The organism is Streptomyces sp. SID13031 (assembly GCF_010548305.1).
In the GTDB taxonomy this organism is placed as follows: Bacteria; Actinomycetota; Actinomycetes; order Propionibacteriales; family Kribbellaceae; genus Kribbella.
On record NZ_JAAGLV010000074.1, the window covers coordinates 1 to 454 of the forward strand.

General features: G+C 73.1%; 1 pseudogene. It reads right to left on the reverse strand.

From position 1 onward, the window contains the following. Window positions 1–454 (reverse strand): annotated as a pseudogene (locus G3I17_RS39285) (hypothetical protein); the annotation flags it as partial.

The following is a 454-nucleotide window of genomic DNA, read 5'->3' on the forward strand; positions in this document are numbered from 1 at the left end:
TGAGTTCCTCGACGCGGGACAGCTCCTCACCGGTGGCCCGGCCGATGCCCATCCGCAGGTCCAGGGAGCGCAGGAACTCCTCGTCGGGGCCGGGGGCGGCCGCCCGCTCGGCCTCGCGGCGGAAGCCCGCCTGGTACATCTGGCGGCGCCGCCGGGAGTCGACGGTGCTGGTCGCGGGGGTGAACTCGGCGAGTTCGGGGAGGGCGAGGACCTGCTCGGCCGGGTAGCACCGTACGTCGGGCAGGTGGAAGGCCACTTCGGCCCGTTCGGCGGGCCTGTCGTCGACGAAGGCGAGGGTCGTGAGCGCGAAGTTCAGCCGGTCGCCGATCCGGCGCACCGACTCGGACTTGGCGCCCCAGCCGATCTCCGGCAGGACGAAGTACTCGGCCGCGCCGAACGCCTCCAGCCGGGCCCAGGCGTGCTCGTGGTCGTTGCGGCTGGCTATGGACTGGAG